Source organism: Mucilaginibacter sp. Mucisp73 (assembly GCF_059491465.1).
The window spans coordinates 3,280,966-3,298,438 of the sequence record NZ_CP168507.1; the positions used below are offsets into that span (position 1 = coordinate 3,280,966).

General features: G+C 43.7%; 10 protein-coding genes and 1 tRNA gene. 6 read left to right on the forward strand and 5 right to left on the reverse strand.

Annotation, left to right across the window (positions count from 1 at the left end):
• The first annotated feature begins 96 nt into the window (after nt 1-96).
• Nucleotides 97-2,478: an ABC transporter permease gene (locus ACEN82_RS13665; RefSeq protein WP_413319947.1), complete on the forward strand. Its 2,382-nt coding sequence runs from the start codon at nt 97-99 to the stop codon at nt 2,476-2,478.
• Between the two features lie 141 nt (nt 2,479-2,619).
• On the opposite strand, the gene ACEN82_RS13670 is transcribed toward ACEN82_RS13665, so the two are convergent.
• A complete protein-coding gene (locus ACEN82_RS13670) occupies nt 2,620-4,932 on the reverse strand; it encodes a PAS domain S-box protein (RefSeq protein ID WP_413319949.1) in 2,313 nt (770 codons plus the stop codon).
• A 242-nt stretch (nt 4,933-5,174) separates the two neighbouring features.
• On the opposite strand from ACEN82_RS13670, the gene ACEN82_RS13675 reads away from it, so the two are divergent.
• The 5 genes from ACEN82_RS13675 (at nt 5,175) to ACEN82_RS13695 (ending at nt 13,985) form a co-directional block, all read left to right on the forward strand.
• Nucleotides 5,175-7,523 carry a PAS domain S-box protein gene (locus ACEN82_RS13675; RefSeq protein ID WP_413319951.1) on the forward strand — a complete coding sequence of 783 codons (2,349 nt, stop codon included), beginning with the start codon at nt 5,175-5,177 and terminating at the stop codon, nt 7,521-7,523.
• Between the two features lie 77 nt (nt 7,524-7,600).
• Entirely contained in the window at nt 7,601-7,882 is a 282-nt protein-coding gene (locus ACEN82_RS13680; RefSeq protein WP_373614012.1) for a 2Fe-2S iron-sulfur cluster-binding family protein, read from the forward strand.
• A gap of 207 nt (nt 7,883-8,089) precedes the next feature.
• Complete coding sequence (locus ACEN82_RS13685; RefSeq protein WP_413319953.1) at nt 8,090-10,363, forward strand: tetratricopeptide repeat-containing sensor histidine kinase; 2,274 nt, start codon at nt 8,090-8,092, stop codon at nt 10,361-10,363.
• 208 nt (nt 10,364-10,571) lie between these two features.
• On the forward strand, nt 10,572-11,255 hold the full coding sequence (locus tag ACEN82_RS13690) for an alpha/beta fold hydrolase (protein WP_413319955.1): 684 nt from the start codon (nt 10,572-10,574) through the stop codon (nt 11,253-11,255).
• Nucleotides 11,256-11,510: 255 nt separating this feature from the next.
• The gene (locus tag ACEN82_RS13695) at nt 11,511-13,985 is read left to right on the forward strand and encodes a DUF5686 and carboxypeptidase-like regulatory domain-containing protein (protein WP_495644140.1); all 2,475 of its coding nucleotides are present in this window, start codon (nt 11,511-11,513) and stop codon (nt 13,983-13,985) included.
• Between the two features lie 311 nt (nt 13,986-14,296).
• Here ACEN82_RS13695 and ACEN82_RS13700 read toward each other — a convergent pair.
• The 4 genes from ACEN82_RS13700 to ACEN82_RS13715 form a co-directional block, all read right to left on the reverse strand.
• A tRNA-Leu gene (locus ACEN82_RS13700) sits at nt 14,297-14,376 on the reverse strand.
• A gap of 19 nt (nt 14,377-14,395) precedes the next feature.
• Entirely contained in the window at nt 14,396-14,920 is a 525-nt protein-coding gene (hscB, locus tag ACEN82_RS13705; RefSeq protein WP_413319959.1) for a Fe-S protein assembly co-chaperone HscB, read from the reverse strand.
• A 50-nt stretch (nt 14,921-14,970) separates the two neighbouring features.
• Nucleotides 14,971-15,165: a hypothetical protein gene (locus tag ACEN82_RS13710; protein WP_413319961.1), complete on the reverse strand. Its 195-nt coding sequence runs from the start codon at nt 15,163-15,165 to the stop codon at nt 14,971-14,973.
• A 583-nt stretch (nt 15,166-15,748) separates the two neighbouring features.
• Nucleotides 15,749-17,380: a carboxylesterase/lipase family protein gene (locus ACEN82_RS13715; protein WP_495644141.1), complete on the reverse strand. Its 1,632-nt coding sequence runs from the start codon at nt 17,378-17,380 to the stop codon at nt 15,749-15,751.
• Between the last annotated feature and the right edge of the window lie 93 nt (nt 17,381-17,473).

Below are 17,473 nucleotides of genomic sequence, written 5' to 3' on the forward strand. Positions count from 1 at the left end.
ACTTACAACAAATTAATCATTTGGCACACATTTAATACATATTCTTGAAGCAGGCCTGTCTGCGCATCGGTGGCTGCCAATTAAACAATCAATTTTATGATCAAAAATTATTTAATAATTGCATGGCGTAACCTTATCAAAAACAAGGTACACTCTGTTATCAATATCGCCGGGCTATCTGTTGGTATGGCAGTGGCCATGCTGATCGGCCTGTGGATATGGGATGAACTGTCCTTTGATAGCAATCATAAAAACCGTGACACTATTGCCCGGGTTATTCAAAATGTAACCAATAACGGGGAAGTGCAAACATGGCAATCAGTTCCGCTGCCCCTGGCCGCGGAATTGCGCAAAAACTACGGAAGTCTTTTTAAACAAGTGGTGAACAGCGCCGGTTATGGCGACCACATGCTGGCGCTTGACAACAAAAAACTCAACCGTACCGGCATGTTCATGGAACCTAACGGCCCCGAAATGTTTACATTGCAAATGCTGAAAGGCAGCCGCAATGCGCTTACCGATCCTTCATCCATCCTGATCTCCGCTTCAACGGCTAAAGCTTATTTTGGCGACAGTGATCCGATCAACAAAACTTTAAAGATTGATAACCATTACAATGCAAAAGTTGGAGGCGTGTTTGAAGACATGCCCTCAAATGCCACATTTGCTGGCCTCAATTTTATCGCGCCCTTTGATATGGGGTTTACTGCCAATGACATCAGATCGATGCGTGAACCATGGCGGCCAAACTTCTGTACGCTATATGTTCAAACTGCCGAAGGCGCCGACCTATCGGTCATCTCATCAAAAATAAAAGATGCCAAGCTGCGTAATGTGAGCGCTGTTCTCGCTAAAAAGAAACCTGCGCTGTTCCTGCAGCCCATGAGCAAATGGCATCTTTATGATGAATTTAAGGATGGTAAAAATACAGGCGGCCGTATCCAGTATGTATGGATGTTTGGTATTATTGGCGTATTTGTGTTGCTGCTGGCCTGTATCAATTTCATGAACCTGAGCACTGCCCGGTCTGAAAAGCGTGCCCGTGAGGTGGGTATCCGTAAAGCTATCGGCTCGGCCCGGGGCCAGCTGATCTACCAGTTCTTCAGTGAATCGGTATTATGTGTATCCTTTGCCTTTGTACTTGCGCTGCTTTTTGTGCAATTGAGTTTGCCTTTTTTTAATGAAGTAGCCGGCAAACAAATAACTATCCCCTGGGCTAACCCTTTTTTCTGGCTTATGGGAATAGGCTTTACCTTGTTTACAGGCATAGTGGCAGGTAGTTACCCCGCTTTTTATTTGTCTTCTTTCCAACCTGTAAAGGTACTGAAGGGAGCTTTCAGGGTTGGAAAAATGGCTGCCCTCCCTCGCAAAGCATTGGTAGTGCTGCAATTCACAGTATCTGTTACGCTAATTATAGGCACCATTGTTGTTTTCAGGCAAATACAATTTGCAAAAGACAGACCTGTGGGTTATACCCGCGACGGGTTATTATCAGTTAATCCGGGTACAGACCAAATCCATAAAAGTTTCGAAGCCGTAAAAGATGAACTTTACAAAACCGGCACAGTGGTTTCCGCAGCAGAGGGAGATGTAAACCCAACACAAACCGCGGGCAGCACCAGTGCCATTGAATGGAAAGATAAAGATCCGAACCTGAGCATAGATTTTCAGCAGAATGGCGTTTCGGCCGGCTACGGAAAAACCGCCGGATGGCAATTCAGGGAGGGACGGGAATTTTCTAAAGATTTTCTGACTGATTCAACAGCGGTAGTCATCAACGAATCCGCCGTGAAGTTTATGGGGATGAAGGACCCTTTAAGAAATAGTATTACTTTTTATGGCGTCACTTTTAAAATCATCGGCGTGATCAAAGATATTATTGTCGATTCGCCATACGGACAGGTGAAGCCATGCGTTTACTTTTTTAATAAAGATGCCGGAGGCACCGTATTACTGCGTATTAATCCAAAGGTGAGCGCCGGTACTGCTATAGCAAATATCCAGAGGGTATTTAAACGTTTTAATCCTGAGCAGCCCTTCCAATATACTTTTATCGACGGGGCCTACGCTCAGAAATTTGGTAACGAGCAGCGCATCGGCAGGCTGGCCGCATTCTTTGCCGGGCTGGCAATCTTTATCAGTTGCCTTGGATTATTTGGCATGGCTTCCTTTATGGCCGAACAACGTGTGAAAGAAATCGGCGTTCGCAAGGTGTTGGGGGCAACAGTTTTCAACCTTTGGCGATTATTATCTGCAGATTTCATTAGCCTGGTCATGCTTTCATTACTGTTAGCTACACCTATAGCGTTTTACCTGATGCACAACTGGCTTCAGCGTTTTGACTACCGGGCGGGTATGTCGGCGTGGATATTTATTATTACCGGTTTTACAGCGCTTGTCATCACACTGCTTACGATTAGCCTACAGACGATAAAAGCAGCGTTAACAAGCCCGGTAAAGAGCCTAAAAAGCGAATAACCGGAAAATTCCGGTTACAGTATAGTGGGGTGAAGTTAAAAAAAGACCTGTCGTTAATTTTATTTGGCAGGTTTGCGCTAAAACGATAAATGCCGTAATGTTAAATTTTTACTAAACCGTTATAACCATTAAGTTACCTGTTTAAAGATCGCGCGCAATTTGCATGACTTTTTCAGCTTCAATGCGACGGTGGATCTCATGCACCATGCTGTCCATTTCCCGCGCGCATTCGCGGAGTTTTGAAAAAATCTCTCTTCGCTCGTTCTCATCTTCTGCCATATCCAGCAAGTTTACCAATCCGAGCATAGTTGCCACAGGCCGCCTGATCTCATGCGAGCTTATCCACGCTATCTCACGGAGTAAACGGTTCTGCCTGTTAACCTCTTCTTCTTTTTCTTTACGGTAAGTTATATCCTGACAAACGATGATGTAGCCCTGAAAAGCGTTATCTTCATCATATGCAGGGGTTAACTGGGCTGATACCCAAACCGGGGTTCTGTTTTTGGTATAAATGATCGTATCAATACCAAAAGCTTCCCTGGCCTGCTGTTTCCTTAATAACGTTTGGATCACCGGGTCATTGGGATCTGTCAAAAAATCACCCGGCATCTTATTTACCACCTCTTCCATGGCGTAACCGGTCAGCTCTACGAAGGCATTATTTACCCATTGCACCCTGCGCAGGTCATCTGTAATAAGCACCATATTATTTACCTGTTTGATGATCCCTGCCAACCGCTTATTTTCCTGGGTGCTGCGTTTAAGGGCATCAATATCTCTTACCGCTCCTATCAGTCGTATCGGTTGCTTCTGTTCGTTATATATAAAATACCCCTGGTCCATCACGTATTTATATTCACCTTTACCGCAATTAAGCCGGTATTCGCATTCCCAATTGGTTAAACCGGCACGGCTGATCCTTTCCTGGCTGCTCACTACTTCTTCCATATCATCCGGATGGATCAGCGACCGCCACCATTCCAGTTCATAACTGATTTCGTCGAGCGATATTTGCACCAAATGTGTAAGGCTTGTATTGTATATCAGTTTGTTTTCAACAATATTAAGGTCATAAACAACATCCCTCGTCGCCTGGGCCACCAGTTCGTAACGTTCAACTGCTTCTTTTAACCGTTCGTCTTTAAGCCTGTCTTCAGTAATGTCGGCGAAGTATACGGCAACACCTTCATCGGTAGGATAAGCAGCCATCCTGAGCCAGCGCTGCAGGATAACCGAGTAATCTTCGTGCCTTACAATAACCCTTTCTTCAAGCGCTTTATGGTAAACATGATAAAACTTATTTTCGGCTTTAGGAAAAAACTCAAAAATACTTGCACCAATAATCTGGCTTCTGTCTGTTTTAACCATCTCCCGAAAGATGTCGTTTATCCGGGTTATCTTCATTTGGCGGTCGAGCTCAAAAAAGCAATCGGTAATACTGTTCAGCGTATGCTCAAAGCTATACTGATACCGATTACGCTCCATTTCCAATTGTTTGAGCTCAGTAATATCCTGTAGCGAACCTGCTATCTTAAGTTCCTGCTCCCCGGTGCTTTCAACGCGGGCAAGCTGCCGGATATAACGGGTTGTGCCATCCAGGGCAGTGATGCGGTGCGTTACATCGAGTTGTTTACCGGTACTGATGAGCTCATGCAAAGCGTTGATCATCAGCGGCCGGTCTTCCGGAAAAATGTGATTTACATAAATATCGAATGCTTCGCGCCCATCCCGCTTCAAACCTGCGATGCGATAAACTTCGTCTGACCATATCAGCTTGTTTTCACGGGGGTAGAATTCCCATCCGGCCACCCGCGACAACAACTGGGTTTCACTAAGCTTGTGTTTTTCTTCTAAAAGCTCCTGGTTTACTTTTCCAAGGGCTTGCTCAAATGCTACCCGTTCGGTCATGTCACGAGCCATAACCATGATATGGGGCTTTTTATTGAACCAGATTTTATGCGAGGTAATATTTACATAAATCAGTTGCCCGTCCTTTTTAATGTGACGCCAGGTACCGCTATCATTGAGCTTACTGTCTACCCGATCGGACGAAGCAATCACATTCTCCCGGTCTTCCAAAGGCCTGATATCCAATATTGTCCGTTGCCTGAACTCCTCCGCACTGTAGCCATAAACCGCAATTGCGGCATCGTTTACCGAAATGAAACGGAGTGTCCCCGGCTCGTAAATCCACATTGGGTTTGGATTGGATTCATACATGCTCCGGTATTGCTTTTCGCTCTGTTTCAACCTTCGTTCTTCTGACCTGATCAAAACGTAAAGAGCAATTGCTGTAACCATCACAAACAGGCACCCCTTTCCTAAACTCAGCCACAGGTATTGGTGGGGGCTAAGTATTCCTTCGAAATAAAACAACAGCCGGTCACTGAACAGGATCCACAGCAGGCTAATCAACAAATAAGCAAAGGCAATTCCGAACGCCCCTTTTCTCATATATAGTCAGTAAAATCAATAAAGTTGTTAAACGTTATTGTTAATTAGTAAGTTACCAATTAAAAAAATTAAGCCCCTGAATTAAAATTAAACCGTTGTATAAATAGCAAGCACCAAATAATTGTAACATCTATGTTACCTTCGATATTTATTACCGGTAACGCCAAACCATCCCTTTGGTTTTTTTCGTAAAAACATAAATTATTGTATACCACTTAACATCATTGATACCCGGTATCTCTATGCGACTGAACTTTACCCGCAATTTACAGCTCGGCTACGGGTTTTCGATATTGATCCTGCTGATCGTCGGATTCTTTTCCTATAATACGATTAATAATTTGCTAAATAGCAATAACGCTGTTGGCCACAGCACGCTGGTGATCCAGAAGCTTGAACAAGCTATTTCATCGATGAAAGATGCAGAAACAGGGCAGCGTGGCTTTCTGCTTACCGGCAAAACCGCCTTCTTAGGCCCTTATAAGGGTGCCTATCTCAAAACACAGCGCCTGATTAGTGAGGTAAGTGCCTTAACCGCCGATAACGCTCTGCAGCAAGCCAACCTGGCAAGCATTCAAGCGATACTAACCCGGCGAATGGCCATCCTGGAACAACTTGTTTCAAAAAAACAACATCAACAGGTTGTTTCCACAGCCGATCTGGAAGAAGGGAGATCTGCCATGGATGCATTGCGCCTTGCCGTTGACCATGCAGAAGATACCGAAAGCAAACTATTGGACGAACGCAGGGCGGTTTTGGAACGCTATACCTTTGTTGCTCCTGCAGCCATAGTCGCAATGCTCATGCTCGCCGTTGTGATCGCCTCTCTGTCATATATTAGTGCAATTCGGGATGTAAAGGTAAAAGAACGCCTGCAGCAGGAACTGGAGGTAAAAGAACAGGAGACCGCGGCTTTTAACGAGGAGCTTACCGCGGCTAATGAAGAGATCAGTACAACAAACGAAGAACTCCTCTCAATCAATGGGGAGCTTTTGGAGGCACAGCAAGCACTTTCACGGATGAACGGATCGCTGGAGGAATTGGTAGCTTCACGCACTAAATCCCTTGCAGAAAGTGAAGAGGAAACGCAAGCTCTTAATGAGGAGCTTACCGCGATTAACGAAGAACTTGCGGCATCAAACGAAGAAATGCTGGCAAGTAATGAGGAACTACAAAAAAACAGGGACGAAATACAAAAGAAGGAGCAGTTATTCCGTTCTATCGCCGTTAATATTCCCCGCTCGCTGATCCTCGTTATTGACAGAGAACATAACCTGATAACGATGGAAGGTGAACTGATGCAAAAATTAGGGTACAACGATGATAGTTATGCAGGTTTACATATGGCCGAACTTAACTCGCCGGAGCGATATGCCATAACCAGGGAGTATTATGAGCGGATGTTGAACGGTGAGCAGATAAGGACCGAACTTAAAAGCACCGGCGGCCATGATCTGCAGGTAGATTTTGTACCATTAACAGATGAACGGGGAATGGTGTATGCCGGACTGGTGATCGCGCTTGACATATCCGATCAGAAAAAAGCAGAGGAACGCAGCGCCAAACTGGCCGCCATCGTAGAATCATCAGATGATGCGATAATAGGCAAATCGCTGGAGGGGACGATCACCAGTTGGAACAAATCGGCAGAAAGGATCTTTGGTTACCCGGCCTCCGAAATGATAGGACAGTCTATTCTTAAACTGGTTCCGGAAGACCGGCAGGATGAGGAACCGCAGATCATAACCCGCCTGAAAAACGGGGAACGCATGGAGCATTTTGAGACAAAAAGGCTGGCGAACGGTGGTCGTGTCCTGGACGTATCCCTAACCATTTCGCCTATACGCGACAAACACGGAAAAATCACCGGGGTTTCCAAGATCGCCAGGGATATTTCGGAACAAAAACAGGACGAGCTGCGAAAAAATGATTTTATAGGCATGGTGAGCCATGAACTTAAAACCCCGTTAACGTCGCTGATGGCGCTGATCCAGGTAGCTAATCTCAAATTGAAAAATAATCCTGATAGTTTTCTCGCGGGCGCTATGGAAAAGGCGGAGATCCAGGCGAAGAGAATGAGCAGCATGATCAACGGTTTCCTGAATATATCGCGCCTGGAATCGGGTAAAATCGCCATTAATAAAGAATTATTTGATCTGAACCTGCTGATCAGGGAGGTTGTAGAGGAATACGGGCTCACTGTTTCCACTCATATTATTCACATTGATATCAGTAATCACGTACAGGTTAATGCCGACCGGGAAAAAATCGGCTCGGTGATTTCCAACCTGATTAGCAACGCCGTTAAATACTCGCCCAAACGCGGGAAGATTGAAGTGAAATGCGCTCCGGTCAATGGCTTTGCTCAGGTTAGCATAAAAGATGAGGGGATGGGGGTTAATGCCCAGGACCTGCCGAGGATCTTTGACCGTTATTACCGGGTTGAAAGTAACCAAACCCGTCATATTTCAGGTTTCGGTATAGGGCTTTATTTAAGTGCCGAGATCGTCCGCCGGCACGAAGGACAGATCTGGGCAGAAAGCGAAAGCGGTACAGGATCTGTTTTTCACTTCAGTTTACCACTGGCTTAAACCGAGCATCATTACGGGTAACCGGGGATTTTTATTAATTTACCTATCGCACCCGTTAAAGTTTAAAATAACATACGATGCCCGAAAAAAACACCATTCTATTTACATTGCATCACCTGGGCAATAGCGAACGTATCCATACACTCCCCGGGCAATATCACAGTTTAATGTCGCTCATATGTGATAAGCTGGCAATTCCGGGCTTTGGGCTGTGCTGCGGAATGGGGAGCTGCGGCACCTGTTTGGTACAAATTACCGGCCATCACTCAACAATTAAAAGAAATGTACTGAGCTGCAGCATCCTGATCAATGACGATCTGTCAAATACGGATATATTTATACCGGATAAAATATATTAAAAGACCTTTTTAATGCCGATATAGCCTTGCTAACGTTTTTCAAAGCCGTTTTTGTTTCGATGTTGTTATTTGTTTCTTTTACCGAAGCTCAAAAATAGCTGAATACTAATAAATTACACAGCGCCGGTATAGCTTTAAAATTGGCAGATGTACTTGAATATACCTAAATTTAAAAAAAGATTGATGCATACAGGCTCCCAACCAAAGATGAAACGAGCTGATACGATACCAAAATGCAAACTGATTATCCTGTGCTTTCTTTTGGCCATTTCAGCAAACGCGCAGGAAATTACCAGGCACCATGTTGATTCTTTGCTTTCGCAAAAAAGCTTCCCGGGTTCTGCCGCCAACCGCATCCATGTTGCGCTGCAACTGGCGGAGTTTTTCACCCATCTGCGCCACCCTTCCACTGCACAATTGGATAGTGCTTCTCACTTTATTAACCAGGCCGAACAGCTTAATTACCGCTCTCCGCAGGCTGAAACCAACTTTCGCATTGCATTGATCCGTTCGGCTTTTTACAAGTCGAAAGGCCAATCCAAAAACGGCCGCGCATTGCTTGAACAAACCACACAGCAAATTAAGCAGGCACATAACTGGGCGCTGCTTGGTAAAGCTTATTTTGAGCTATCTGAATATTACAGTCAGGATTTTTTGCAGCAAACCATGGTTTCCCGGATTCATTATTTGAACCTGGCCGTCGGTGCTTTTGAACGTACAAACCAACTGGTTGAACTTGCCAGGTGTTACCGGTTATTAGCCGACCTGCACCAGATGATGAATGATTATACCCTTGCTTTTGCCGAAACTAAAAAGGCATTAGCCTATTATGACCAGGCTCACTACACCGAAACCCAGGGGCTTTACGCGTTATTAGGAAGGCTGTATTATACCCAGGGCGACTATAAAACAGCTATCAGCTATGAACTAAGGGCCCTGAAAATTGCCATCGCAAGCCACGCGGATAATGTGAGGTTAATATGCCAGATCAACAATAACCTGGGCTATGATTTTGTAAAGCTTGGCGACAATCAAAAGGCCATCAATTATTTTTCACGTGCATTGGAAATTGCCAAATCGGAGAAAGATAATGCGACCATATACCTGCTGGCAGGCAACATAGTTGATGTTTACCTCCGGATGCATCAGCCCCAAAAAGCCAAAGCCTTTTTAACACAGGTGACTCAAAAATTTGTGCATCCCTCCGGTAAGTTATATGAAGGAGGCGATGAGGTAAGTCAAACCTATCTTAAAATTTACCTGGCATTAAAACAGTATGATACGGCTAAACTTTACTGCGACAAACTGATACAACAAACCAACAATCCCAACCTCAATTTATATGCGCGGACCAGCTATTATGAACTGATCATTAAGTTTTACACCGCAACCGCAAGGTTTGCCGAAGTGTTAAAATACCTCAAAATGAACCAGGACCTATTGAGGAAGATTGGTAATGACAATGACCTTGGCACCAATGAAACTCTTTGGTTTGGCTTGGATACCAGCCGGAGGCAGTATCAGTCGGCTATTCATCATCTTATATCAGCCAATACCATCAAAGACTCGATATTTAATACCACCAAAAGCAAACAGATTGAACAACTGCAAATTGAATATGAAACCCGGCAAAAAGAAGCACAAATTACGCTTTTAAACCAAAAGAGCAAGCTTGAGCAGGCTAATTTACAACAGGCCAACCTGGTTAAAAACCTTACTATGGGTGCCATATTTTTATTGCTGGTCATAGCGGCATTATTATTCAGGCAAAACGTACATAAGCAAAAAAGCAACGAAGTGATCACTTCCAAAAACGTTCTGCTGGAAGATCTGCTGCTGCAAAAGGAATGGTTGTTGAAAGAAGTACATCACCGTGTAAAAAACAACCTGCAAATTGTAATGAGCATTCTGAACACACAATCGGCTTATTTACAAAACGATATCGCGCTTGAAGCAATTCGCGGCAGCCAGCACCGGGTAAATGCTATCGCACTTTTACACCAGAAGCTCTACAGCAGTACAACCACTGCCCTCGTATCTATGCCCGCTTATATCGGTGAATTGATCGATTACCTGAGCGATTCATTCGATACAGGTTACAGGCAGATCAAAATAAACCAGGTATTAAATCCTCTTAACCTTGATCCGGCCCTGGCGGTACCCATCGGTTTAATATTAAACGAAGCTATCACCAATGCTATAAAATATGCTTTTGATCATAGTGGCGGCGAGATCAAGGTGAGCCTGTCAACATCAGACGATGAAAACGCAATTTTAAAGGTCTCTGATACCGGTCGCGGCCTCCCTCCCGACTTTGACTTTAGTGAAGCTAATTCCCTTGGGATGGAAATGATGAAAGCGCTTGGCAGACAGTTAAAAGGGAAATTTGTAATTGAAAATGGCCATGGCGTTACCGTAATGATAACCTTTCCTATTGAACAAAACCGGGAAGAAGCTTTCGTAGAAAAGGACTATTTATAGTGCACGTTAATTGAAAACCCTTCGACCCGGCAAAATCTTAGATTGTTCATAAATATTTAACGTATCACAATGAAAAATAAACTTCTTTTAATCAAAAGCTTTTCGGGTTGATCGTTGTTTTTTCACAGTGCGGTCGTTTTATTACCGTTAGCTTTCGTCTTCTAAAAACTTGAAGTAAAGCACAATATTCACTAACACTTTTCGACCAATGATTGAAAGAACTAAAAAAACTTATTTATTTATACCAGGTGGGTGGCATGGTGCGTGGGTATTTGATCCAATAACAACGCGAATGAAATCGTATGAAAAAGATTGTTTTTCTTTAACATTACCCGGACTCGAGCAAAAAACCGTTAGGCAACACAAGATCATTAACTTGACAACTCATATTCAATTTGTCATTGATTTTATTGTTGAAAAGAAATTGACCAATGTGATCTTATGCGGGCATAGCTATGCTGGAATGGTTATTACAGGTGTAGCTGATATTATTCCTGAAAATATTTTCGGGCTTGTATACATAGATGCCTATATTCCCAAAGACGGGGATTCATGTTGGAAGCTAACTAGCGATCAATATCGCGAGCTTTTTGCAGCTGGCGCTGCGGCGGATGGATTTAATGTAGTTAGCAGACCAGGTTCTGATAGTAGAAGGCGCCCACACCCTTTGGCTACCTTTATGCAAAGTCTACGATTAATTGGGAACTACAAGCAAATTCGAAATCTTACTTTTATCTATCTCAGCGGCTGGGAAAATACTCCTTTCCGGCAACTATATGAATTACATAAAAATTCTCCGGAATGGCGAATGGAGGTGATTGATTGTGAACATAATGTTATGGAGCATCGCCCCGATGAATTGACTGAAATTTTACTGAGCATAGATAAATAGGCGATTTACGTAGTCTTGACCCATAATATTTGAATGATGCGATACGGCAAATCAGTCAACAAACGAGGAAACTCTCAAAGGCAATTTTCTTCTTCGGTCTGAAAATACAGCCATTCAACCGATCGATAGCTCAAATGCCAAACAGGTTCATGATTGTATTGATTTTTAGGAGTTGTTAGGTCGAAAAAGAAAGTGAAAACTATCTGAATGCTTTTTAAGGCAAAAACATATTTTCACAGAAATGGTTAATTAATCATGCGTTTGCGTCTTTGTTTTTTGATATGCTTTTCAATATCAGGCTTATGGGCCGCAGCGCAGACGTTAGTAACAGGGCAAGTGGTAGATGCCTCCAGTGGTGAGCCCCTCGCATCAGTTTCAGTGACTTTTGCAGGTAGTAATATTGGCACACAGGCAGATTCGCTGGGGCGGTTTCGGCTGGCCGGAGCAGTAACGTTTACACAGGTAGCATTTTCACATGTTGGTTATTTACCCACCGTCAAAGTAATTGTACCCGGGCAAGCGAATAAATTACAAGTATTGCTTGAACGGGATGCCAATGAGCTGGCAAATGTAACGATAACCTCGGTGAGAGGGCAGCGTTATCGCAACAAAGGAAATCCGGCAGTCGCGCTCATTCAGCAAGTGATCGATCATAAGCAGGAGAACCGGGCAGAGGCTGCAGCTTATTTGCAATACGAGCAGTATGAACGAATGGGGCTGTCTTTTTTTAATTTACCGCAGAAAGTGGTTGAGAGTAAATTTTTTAGCCAATATAAGTTTATGTTGGATACGGTACAAGGGCAAACTTTTTTGCCGGTGTTGCTGGAAGAAAAACTGTCGGACATTTATTTTCGAAAGGAGCCGGAGAAGAAAATACAGATACAGAGAGCCTATAAAGGCGTCAATATATTGCAGTTTATTGATACCGCGGGGGTTAAACTTTATGTAAATCAACTGTACGGTCATCAAGTGGATATTTATGAGAATAACCTATTTATTATAGCTAACCAGTTTTTGAGCCCGATAGCGGATCATGCGCCAAATTATTATAAGTTTTTTATTACAGATACCATTAGCACAGCTTTGGGTAAACAGGTGGAGCTCGCTTTTACGCCGCGTACAAAAGGAGATTTGTTATTTGAGGGCAAGTTGGTTGTGACGTTGGACGGGCGTTTTTCAGTAACCGCTTGTGAATTAAGGCTAAATGGGAAGATCAATGTAAATTTTGTAAGAAGCTTTGATGTACTGTTAGATTTTGCCCGGCAAACCGGCGGTCGGTATGAACTGGCCAGCAGTAGGGTTAAGGCAGATTTTGGGCTGACTAAAAAAGGCTGGGGTATATTTGGTGAGCGTAAGGTGATATATCGTAACTACAAAATCGGCGCGCCGCAGACTGCGGCATTTTACCAGGGTGAGACTTTACAGGTGGCTACGGGCAAAACTGGTTTTGATACGCTTAGCAAAGGCCAGGCACAGGTTTACGAAAAGTTGTACAAACTGGAACAGATGCCGTCTTACAAAAGAACAATGTGGTGGTTGTCTGCACTTACGGCGGGCTATGCTGATACAGGGCCAGTACAAATCGGACCAATTGCACATTTTTTGTCTTTCAATAGCCAGGAAGGCTTGCATTTGGAATTGGGCGGACGAACTACTCCATTGCTGGATAGCACCTTTTATTTTGAGGGATACGGTGCTTATGGCACTAAAGACCATCGGGTAAAAGGGAATGCAATTGCTTATTTGTCTTTAAATAAAACAGCGCCCTATCGTTTTCCTAATAATTACTTTAAGGTAAGCTATTTATATGATGTAGATGTACCTGGTCATACTTTTTCGGTAACCAACCGTGCTACAGCATTCTCATCTTTTCAAACCGGAAAAACTAACTATTGGCTATATAGCAGAATATTTGAACTACAATACTTCCGTGATTTCGAAAATCATTTCTCGTACATTCTGGGTTATAAAAACTGGCAGCAAACACCGGCTGCAGCACTGGTTTATCAAAAAAATGATGATGGCAGTTTGGTGAACAATTTAACTACCAGCGAGCTAAATCTTCACTTACGCTATGCGCCGCACGAAGAGCTTATTCAAGGCAGCCGCACGCGGCATAGTATCCATAACCCTTATCCTATTTATGACCTTCTTATTAACCGTAGCCTTGGTGGCAAGTATGCTTATACCGACTTTGGCATTAACATTTATAAGCGCTTTTATCTCTCTCAGGCGGGTTTTACCGATGTTACCCTGCTCGGTGGCTATGTACTGGGCAAAGTGCCTTTTCCTTTGCTCAATATCAGCCCCGCCAATCAATCGCTCGCCTATAAGCGAGATGCTTATAATGCCATGAACTATCTTGAATTTGTGAGCGATCACTACCTTGGCCTTAACCTTACACACACCTTTAACGGCTTCCTGTTAAACAAAGTCCCGCTAATCAAACATCTAAAATGGCGGGAATTCATCTCTGCTAAAATATTGTACGGTGGCTTGCGTGCCGAAAACGATCCGGCGCAAAGCACAGGCCTTTATCGCTTACCTGCTGCAACCAAAAGTTCCAACGGCACTTACACCCTTGGCAGCGCACCGTATGTTGAAGTCGGGGCCGGTATAGCCAATATTTTCAAATTTTTGCGGATCGACCTTATTCGCCGTTGCAATTATCTTGACCATCCCGGCGTACGCGTCTTCAGCATCAAATTCAGTTTCCAACCTGAATTTTAAAGCCAATGAAACTTAATTTGAAGCGGAGTTAAAATCTTTGAAGGAAAATAACGCCGAACAGTTAGATAACGCTAAAATTATAGACGGAGCATCCTTGCGGCTAAATATGCTGTTTAAACCGTATAGAAAGGCTAAAATTGACGAAAAAAGGCCGACTATTGGTTCGATATTTCCAGAAAAATGAAAGATTTAGAAAAAGCTGTAAGAACCGATCAAATTAACTTGATCCATTTTTAATTCACCATACTAACAATAAGTTAGGAAGAAAAAAGCCGGGATAAAAACTTCGAAAAGCTTTCATCCCGGCTCGGTACCCAGCGCCGGAGTCGAACCGGCACGGTTTCCCACAGGTGTTTGAGACCAGCGCGTCTACCAATTCCGCCAGCTGGGCATGTTGTAAGTGTCTTTCCTTACAAGCGGGCTGCAAATGTAGATAAACTCTCCTTAATTCGCAACAGATATTTTTGTTTATAGTAAATATTTGCAATTTCCATCAGGCGGCTTTCCTTCGCGGTATCGTCCAAGTGTTCATAATCTTCGGTCAGCTTCGCCAGCTCGTCATTCATATCACCTTCAATAGCAAGTGTTTCTGCGGTTATGGCAGCCAGGTGCGTTGCATCATCAACTTCCATAAGGCGCTCATTAATATCCATCATTTCCATTAAAAAATCTGCAGGCAATTGTGGTTTTGCCCCTTCAGATACCAGATCATGCAGTTTTAAAATGTATTCCAAGCGCCTTGCGGGGTCACCAAGCGCATGGTAAGCCTTGTTATTTAGGGTAGATAGCTCCAGGATCTCCTGTTGCCTGGTTTCATCCTCATTGGCATAAAAATCGGGATGGTAAAGCTTGCTCAGCTCGTAAAACTTTTTCTTAAGCAGCGCCTGATCAACCTTAAAAGATTCGGGGATGCCATAAAATTCAAAATAGTTCATAGGGCAAAGATAACTATTAACAATTTATCCATGCCGCTATCAACTTGAGGTTAAAATAAGTTATCTGCTACGCGTTGGTCGGTTTCGGCTTTTTCTACCAATTCTGTTTTGGGGTGCATATCTACAAACAGCTTTCTGTCTTTAGTTAAAATGGGCGCTACGCCCAATATACCTATTCCGGCAGTGGCCAATGCCATAAACAATATAAGCCCGCAAAGCCTGATGAACTTTTTAAGTCTTTTCATTTCGATCTCAGAAAATAAACGACAGGTATTATCCTTTTAGGGTTTGTCCCTAAATAATTTAAATGGGAACGATTACCACATTGGATAATCAGTAAGGAAGAATTATCCTATGAGGGAATTATCGGCATCGCCTAAATCCGGATTGAAATCTTTATTGAAAAGAGCCTGTTTGTTGAGTCTGCCGGGTATAAACAATTTCGAAGTTTGTTTAATGTTGACATCGGCTTTCCGGCTATGCAAAAAGCTTAATGCAGCCGGACAGCTATCCCCGGAAATAAAAGTTGAACAATTATTCCGCTTAGCCGTTTTAAGAGCAGCTTTATATGATAATGATTTTGAGACCCTGTTTACAAAACTGACAACTAAAGTTGTATCAGATAGAGCTACCTTATCTGCAGTTTGGGCAGTAAGCCCTAAAAAAGTAAAAAAGCCAGGTATTATAATGGCAGTTAACAACCATTTGGATAACACGCTTTTTACCTGGCAAAATTTCATTATATAAATGTAATGATATTGATCCACAAAAAAGGCCCCTGCGAAAAATCACAGGAGCCAGCCCATTTGTCTGAAAAAATCTTATTTCTTATTTCATGTAATCTTTATCCAAAAACAGGTAGCGCGCCCGGTTAACCTCCGGCATCTCCTCGCTTTTAACGTCAATATTCATAAATTTAACATGATTGTTATCCTTAATTGCCGACCATTTTGGCAAGCCTGCGCCGTTAGGGTTGCCAGTTTTTATAAAGTTGGCAAAATAGTTTTCCATGGTTTCGGATACTTTGAAATCATCGGGTGTCCAGGCATAGGTTTTGTTCCCGGCCAGGTTTCCCATGGCATATTCAATTTCTGAAGCATGTGCGGCCCCCACCGGCGGCGGCATTTTCGGGGCGGGTTTTGCGGCGTCGCCCTTAACCACACCACCGGCAAGCCCAGGGGTGGCATTCCCCATAGAAGCTACCATGGCCGGGCGCACCCGTGAAAACAGGTAGCGGTAAACCGGCTTCCCTCCCGTTTGTACCTGCAAGTCGGCCCATTTCCAGGTGCTGTATACGATAAACCGGTCGCTTGATAGGTCGGTTGCAACTTTGATCACCTCCCCGTCATTAGCAGCCGGATATAGTTTCAATGCTTCCTCTGCCCTGTCGTCATATAATTGTTTCAGTGTTTTGGTATAATTCTCAAGAGTTGGCGCATCGCCGCGCATCATGAACTGGAATGGTACTTCGGCCGAGTTCCAGCCCACTAACAAAGGAACTTTGGCTTGTTCGCCCCCCATAAAGATCTCAGGCAACGATTTTGGCAGCAGGTAATTATCAATGGTGGCCGACATTGGCGGCGTACCGGGTTTAAAAGCATCGTTCAACAATTGTTCGGCGGGTATGGCCCGGAGATCGGCCAGGGTATTGGCTTTCTCGTTAGCAGCAAACTTGAGGCCGTTTTGTTCAGCGTCAGCCAATGGTATAGGGAAAAGTGTTGGTTTGATACCCGCGCCACTCTCGCCGATAGCACCCGCGATCAGGTCTTTTGATAAAGGTGAAGCCATTTGTACCGATACGGAGATAGACCCTGCTGATTCACCCGCAATGGTAACACGTTTGGGATCGCCGCCAAAGGCAGCTATATTTTTTTGTACCCAAAGCAAGGCCAGGTGCTGATCAAGGTACCCATAGTTGCCCGACGAATGGTTAGGTGATTCTTTAGTTAATTCGGGATGCGAAAAAAAGCCAAATACACCAAGTCTGTAATTAACAGTTAAAGCTACAATACCTTTTTTAGCCATGCTTTCACCATCATAGCGCGATTCAGAACCATCGCCGGCCATTAAGCCCCCGCCGTAAAAATAAACCAGTACAGGCAGCTTCTCTTTGGCTGATTTTGCAGGTGTCCATACGTTAAGGTATAAACAATCTTCGCTCATGCCCGATGAACGAAAGCCCATATCACCAAAAATGGGCTTCTGCATGGGGTTATGGGCAAAATGATCGGCCTTTAATGTACCCTCCCAGCTTTTGGCGGGCTGAGGCTCCTTCCAGCGCAAATCGCCCACGGGCGGCTGTGCAAAAGGAATACCTTTAAAACTTAATACGTTTGATGCTTCGCGAGTACCCTCAAGCGCACCGTTCTCAACGGTGGTTTTGTTTGCCGATAGCTGCGCCATTACTTTTACCGAGGCAACTTGCGCAAGCAACAGCATTACTAAAATTGGTTTCTTCATTACTGGTATTTGGTTAGTCAGGTTTAATTGATGGAGATTTTTTGAATTCGATCCTTATTGTATCAATTTGTTACAATAATAAATTATTTTTCG

Coding starts and splice junctions, on each gene's coding strand:
- hscB (WP_413319959.1), bottom strand. CDS start 14,920: ATGAACTATTTTGAATTTTATGGCATCCCCGAATCTTTTAAGGTTGAT.
- ACEN82_RS13675 (WP_413319951.1), top strand. CDS start 5,175: ATGCGACTGAACTTTACCCGCAATTTACAGCTCGGCTACGGGTTTTCG.
- ACEN82_RS13680 (WP_373614012.1), top strand. CDS start 7,601: ATGCCCGAAAAAAACACCATTCTATTTACATTGCATCACCTGGGCAAT.
- ACEN82_RS13710 (WP_413319961.1), bottom strand. CDS start 15,165: ATGAAAAGACTTAAAAAGTTCATCAGGCTTTGCGGGCTTATATTGTTT.
- ACEN82_RS13685 (WP_413319953.1), top strand. CDS start 8,090: ATGAAACGAGCTGATACGATACCAAAATGCAAACTGATTATCCTGTGC.
- ACEN82_RS13665 (WP_413319947.1), top strand. CDS start 97: ATGATCAAAAATTATTTAATAATTGCATGGCGTAACCTTATCAAAAAC.
- ACEN82_RS13695 (WP_495644140.1), top strand. CDS start 11,511: ATGCGTTTGCGTCTTTGTTTTTTGATATGCTTTTCAATATCAGGCTTA.
- ACEN82_RS13690 (WP_413319955.1), top strand. CDS start 10,572: ATGATTGAAAGAACTAAAAAAACTTATTTATTTATACCAGGTGGGTGG.
- ACEN82_RS13715 (WP_495644141.1), bottom strand. CDS start 17,380: ATGAAGAAACCAATTTTAGTAATGCTGTTGCTTGCGCAAGTTGCCTCG.
- ACEN82_RS13670 (WP_413319949.1), bottom strand. CDS start 4,932: ATGAGAAAAGGGGCGTTCGGAATTGCCTTTGCTTATTTGTTGATTAGC.